This is a genomic window from Streptomyces alkaliphilus (assembly GCF_014141535.1).
Classification (GTDB): domain Bacteria; phylum Actinomycetota; class Actinomycetes; order Streptomycetales; family Streptomycetaceae; genus Streptomyces; species Streptomyces alkaliphilus.
The window spans coordinates 1-5,140 of the sequence record NZ_VKHT01000321.1 but is presented as its reverse complement, the minus strand read 5'-3'; the positions used below and the strand labels follow the sequence as shown (position 1 = coordinate 5,140).

Here is a 5,140-nt window from a genome sequence, read left to right as displayed (position 1 = left end):
CGCCCGGGCGCGGGGCGGGCGGATCCGGAGAGTGCGGGCGATTCGGGGATTCCGGGCGACCCGGGGTCAGCGACGTCGGCGGCGGGCACGGCGCACCAGAGCCGCGGTACCCACCAGGGCGACCGTCGCGCCGGCGGCCCCCAGCGTGGTCGCCGCGTCCTTGCGGCCCAGTCGGCGGCCGGCCACTGCGTGCCGTCCGGCGGTCTCCTCCAGCAGGGCCGCGAGCGCCTTCTCATTGGTCCACGTCGGTCGCCACCCGGCCTCGTAGAGCCGTCCCGTGCCCACCACCCACGGGTGCATGGTGTACGCCAGATCCGCCGCCGGTGACGGGGTCAACCCCAGTCGGTGCAGACGGGTGGCCGCGCCGAGCGCCACCGCCGAGGGCAGTTCCATGCGACGGATGCCGGACAGCTCCTCGACCTGCTCGTGCTCCAACCAACCGTCGCTCCCCACGACCAGGGGGCCGGTCGGGTCGCGGCGCACCACCAGCTCCAGCGCGGTCACCAGATCCTCGACGTGGCAGAACTGCCAACGGGGCCGGGAGCCGGCCACCAGGAGCAGGCGGGGCGACTCGAAGTAGCGCGTCAGGGCGGTGTCCGCGTCGACCCCCACCAGGGCGGCCGGACGGACCACGGTGACGTTCAGTCCGGGGTGGGCGCGCGGGGCGCGTTCGGCCAGGCTCTCGATCTCCAGCAGGTCGGCGACCCCGCTGGCGTCCGGGGAGGCGCGGAGTCCGGCGTCCTCCGAGAGGGGGACGTCGTTGTCCGGGAGGGCGCCGTACACCATCGTCGAGGTGCACAGCACCACCCGGCGCACCCCCATGGCGGCGGCGGCCGTCAGCACCGCCCGGGTGCCGCCGACATTGTGCGCGGTGCGGGCCCCGGCGTCGGTCTCCAGGTCGAGGTCGAGGGACAGGTGCACCACGACGTCCACCGGACGGCCGTCGGGACGGAAGGGCTCGGCCAGGGCGGGGTCCCGGATGTCCATCAGGTGCCACTCGGCGTCGTCGGCGCCCTCGAACGTGCCCCGTCGCTCGTCCACCGCGATCACCCGGACGGGCGGGGACGCCCCCACCAGACGCCGGGTCATCAGGGCGCCGGCGCCCCGGGCCGCTCCCGTGACGGCCACGGTCAACGCGGCCGGCCGATCGTTTCGCGCTCCGCGAACGGAGGGCTCCGGGGAACTCACAGGACGTCTCCAGCGGTTGTCTCGGTACGGGATGCGCACCCCCCATCCTGCACGAGGGACATTTAGGCTGGAGGATCACGACCCGGCTCGGTGCGCCGTGTCGGGGTCGGGCCGGTTCCGCCGCTCCCGGCCGCGTCCGCATCGGGCCGCCCGGCCGGAGCACGCCGACCGGGACGACCGACCCGTGTCCGCCGACCGTCCACCCGCGCCGCGGGTGGCGACCACACCGTCGAGACCATCGAGCCGCACAACCGAGGATTGCCGAGGATTCCCGTGAGCGACACCCCATTCGGATTCGGTCTCCCCCGGGAGCCGGAGGACGGCGAGCCCGGAAAGAACCAGGGCGGGGGCCGGGACAAGGGTCCGGACCCGGCGGACAATCCGCTGGCGGCCATGTTCGGCGCGCTGGGCGGCGGCAACCCGGGCGACCTGGGCGCGGCCTTCCAGCAGCTGGGGCAGCTGCTCTCCTCCGACGACGGTCCGGTCAACTGGGACCTGGCCCGCAACGTGGCCCGTCAGACGGTCGCCGCCGGGGCGCCCGACGGCTCGCGGGACAGCAGCGTCGGCGCCGCCGAGCGGGCCGCCGTGGGCGAGGCGCTGCGCCTGGCCGAGCTGTGGCTGGACGAGGTGACGGCGTTGCCCTCGGGTGCGACCTCGGCGGTGGCCTGGAGCCGTGCGGAGTGGGTGGAGGCCACCCTTCCGGTGTGGCGGGAGCTGGTGGACCCGGTCGCCGAACGGGTGGGCGGCGCGATGGGCGAGGTGCTGCCGGAGGAGATGCGGGCCGTGGCCGGTCCGCTGCTCGGCATGATGCGCTCCATGGGCGGCGCCATGTTCGGCACCCAGATCGGTCAGGCGGTGGGCGTGCTGGCCGGCGAGGTGGTCGGTTCCAGCGACATCGGCCTGCCGCTGGGCCCCGCCGGGAAGGCGGCTCTGCTGCCGGGCAACATCGTGCGTTTCGGTGAGGGACTGGGTGTTCCCGCCGACGAGGTGCGGCTGTACCTGGCGCTGCGCGAGGCCGCCCACCACCGGCTCTTCGAGCACGTGCCGTGGCTGCGCGGCCACCTGTTCGGAGCCGTCGAGGGCTACGCCCGGGGCATTCGGGTGGACACCGGCAAGCTGGAGGACCTGGTCGGGCGGATCGACCCCTCCCGACCCGAGGAGATCCAGGAGAAGCTCCAGCAGGGCATGTTCCAGCCGGAGGACTCCCCGGAGCAGCGGGCCGCGCTGGCGAGGCTGGAGACCGCCCTGGCGCTGGTCGAGGGCTGGGTGGACGCGGTCGTGCACGCCGCCGCCCACCCGCACCTGCCCTCGGCGGGGGCGCTGCGCGAGACGCTGCGCCGGCGCCGGGCGAGCGGTGGTCCGGCGGAGCAGACCTTCGCGACCCTGATCGGTCTGGAGTTGCGCCCCCGCCGACTGCGGGACGCCTCCCGGCTGTGGGCCTCGCTCACCGACGCCCGTGGTTACCAGGGGCGCGACCTGCTGTGGTCGCACCCGGACATGCTGCCGACCGCGGAGGACCTCGACGACCCGGACGGCTTCGTCCACCGCGAGCAGCCGGACTTCTCCGAGCTGGACCGTCTGCTGGGCGACGCCGCCGACGGCGGGTCGTCCGGGAGGCCGGGGGACCCCGGCGGGAACGGCGACGGGAACGACGGCCGGGACGACGGCGGGAACGACGACGGCGGGAACGAGGGGAACCGGGGACGCCCGGAGTGACGACCGTCGGTCACCGGGGAGGCGGGGGCACCGACCCCCGCGGGGACACGGGCACGGCCGTGCCCGGCGAGCGGTCCCGGGACCCGCTGCGGGAGGACGCCGCGCGGGTCCTGGGCGCCTGGCGCGCGCCGGACGGTGAGCAGGAAACCCTGCGCCGCGACTATCTCGAACACCTGGGCGCGCATCCCGACGCGATGCGGCGCTCCTGCGCGGCCGGTCATCTGACCGCCGGGGCGCTGGTGGTGGACCCCACCGGGGAACGGGTGCTGCTCACGCTGCACCGGAAGCTGCGCATGTGGTTGCAGACCGGGGGACACTGCGAGCCGGGGGACGCGAACCTGGCCGCGGCGGCACTGCGGGAGGCGACCGAGGAGTCGGGCATCCCCGCTCTGCGGCTGCTGCCGGACCCGGTGCGGTTGGACCGCCACCGCACGCCCTGCGCGCCGCACCTGGACGTGCAGTACCTCGCCGTGGCACCGCCGGAGGCCCCGGCGGTGTGCGGGGAGGAGTCGCTGGACGTGCGCTGGTTCCACCACACGGAGGTGGCCGGGATGGCGGACGCCTCGGTGGTCGCCCTGATGGATGCCGGGCGACGACGGCTGCTCGCCGGGGCACCGTAACGGACCCGACCGGACCGACCGGCCCGCCGGACCGGTTCCGCGGTGCGTCAGGCGTCGGGGGCGACGAGGGAGGCGGCGGGCCGGTCCCGGTGGATCAGGGCGGCGGCGCCGTACAGGCCCGCGTCCCGCCCCAGGGCGGTGGGGACCGGGCGCAGCCCCCGCAGGAAGGGCAGGCCCGCCAGGTCGTCCAGCCATCGGTACAGCGGATCCAGCAGGATCCCGCCGGCGGCGGCCACGCCCCCGCCGATCACCACACGGTCGGGATCCAGCACGGCGACGGCGTTGAGCAGGGCCAGCGCGAGCGCCCGGCCCGCCTCGTCGAAGGCCGCGAGGGCCCGCGGCTCCCCGGCGCGGGCCGCGGCGGCGAGTTCGCGCGCGTCGGCACCGCTCCATCCGGCGGCCCGGGCCCGGCGGACCATGGAGGGGCCGCTGGCGATCGTCTCCACACAGCCCGTGGCCCCGCAGGGACAGCGCTCGCCCGCCGGGTCGACGACGGTGTGACCGATGTGCCCCGCGTTCCCGCTGCTGCCGGCATGGGCGCGGCCGTCGAGGGCCAGGCCCCCGCCCACCCCGGTGGAGACGACGACGCCGAGCAGGGAGCGCACCCGGTCGCGGTCCGGGGCGCGCCACCACTCCCCCAGCGCCATGCACTGTCCGTCCCCGGCCAGTCGGACCGGGCGGCCCGGGAACATCGCGGCCACCTCGTCGCGCAGCGGGTGCTCGCGCCACTCGCGGATGTTGACGGGGCTGACGGTGCCCGCGATCGGGTCCAGCGGCCCGGCGGATCCGATGCCCACCCCGCTCGGCACACCGCCCGGTACCCGGTCCAGGACGCGGGCGATCACCGTGCGCAGGGCCCCGGCCGCCGTGCCGGGGCCGGTGAGGGGCTCCTCGGTGCGGGCCGTGATCGTGCCGTCGTGCTCCACGACGGCGGCGGCGAACTTGGTGCCCCCGATGTCCAGCGCGAGGGCGGGCGCGGGGCGTCCGGCGTTCGCGGCCCCGCCGCCGTTCCGTGGGCTCCCCGTGTCGACCGGGCCCCCGGGGCTCTCCGCGTCCGTCGTTCCTGCGGTGTCCACCCTGGCCTCCGGAAGGGGAAGGCTTCCCCGATCACTTAACCGATTAAGTCGCCCGACGCTACGTCCCCGCCCGGGCCCCTGTCAACGCCGACCGGCGGCCCCGGCGGGACCCGGCGGACCGGGAGCGGGGACGCCGGCGGCGGTAAGCTGCCCGCACAGGACACCGGTTGACCATGGGAGAGCCCCGGTGAAACGTCCGACGATCGCCGACATCGCCCGCCGGGCGGGCGTCTCCAAGGTTGCCGTTTCCTACGCGCTCAACGGTCAGCCGGGGGTCTCCGAGCGCACCCGGGCCTCCGTCCGGCGGATCGCCGCCGAACTGGGATGGCATCCCAGCAGCGCGGCCCGTGCCCTCACCGGCTCCCGCGCGGGAGCGGTGGGCCTGGCGATGTGCCGCCCCGCCCGCCCGGTCGGTGTGGAGTCGTTCCTCATGGAGCTGATCAGCGGGATCGAGGCCGTCCTCGCCGAACGGGACCACGCCCTGATGCTCCAGATCGTTCCCGACCACGATCGGGAGGCCGAGGTCTACCACCGCTGGTG

5 protein-coding genes are annotated in these 5,140 nt (G+C 75.8%); 3 read left to right on the top strand and 2 right to left on the bottom strand.

Annotation, left to right across the window (positions count from 1 at the left end):
* Window positions 1-66 precede the first annotated feature (66 nt).
* Window positions 67-1,188: an NAD-dependent epimerase/dehydratase family protein gene (locus tag FNQ90_RS12125; protein WP_143621065.1), complete on the bottom strand. Its 1,122-nt coding sequence runs from the start codon at window positions 1,186-1,188 to the stop codon at window positions 67-69.
* A 273-nt stretch (window positions 1,189-1,461) separates the two neighbouring features.
* Here FNQ90_RS12125 and FNQ90_RS12120 point away from each other — a divergent pair, with 273 nt between their 5' ends.
* Entirely contained in the window at window positions 1,462-2,904 is a 1,443-nt protein-coding gene (locus FNQ90_RS12120; protein WP_182606387.1) for a zinc-dependent metalloprotease, read from the top strand.
* 86 nt (window positions 2,905-2,990) lie between these two features.
* Window positions 2,991-3,524 carry an NUDIX hydrolase gene (locus tag FNQ90_RS12115; RefSeq protein ID WP_182606388.1) on the top strand — a complete coding sequence of 178 codons (534 nt, stop codon included), beginning with the start codon at window positions 2,991-2,993 and terminating at the stop codon, window positions 3,522-3,524.
* 47 nt (window positions 3,525-3,571) lie between these two features.
* Here FNQ90_RS12115 and FNQ90_RS12110 read toward each other — a convergent pair whose 3' ends face one another.
* Window positions 3,572-4,600 (bottom strand): ROK family protein, encoded by a 1,029-nt coding sequence (locus FNQ90_RS12110; RefSeq protein ID WP_182606386.1) that lies wholly within the window; start codon window positions 4,598-4,600, stop codon window positions 3,572-3,574.
* Between the two features lie 187 nt (window positions 4,601-4,787).
* On the opposite strand from FNQ90_RS12110, the gene FNQ90_RS27320 reads away from it, so the two are divergent.
* The coding region (locus FNQ90_RS27320; RefSeq protein ID WP_182606385.1) for a LacI family DNA-binding transcriptional regulator at window positions 4,788-5,140 on the top strand (353 nt) is incomplete at its 3' end.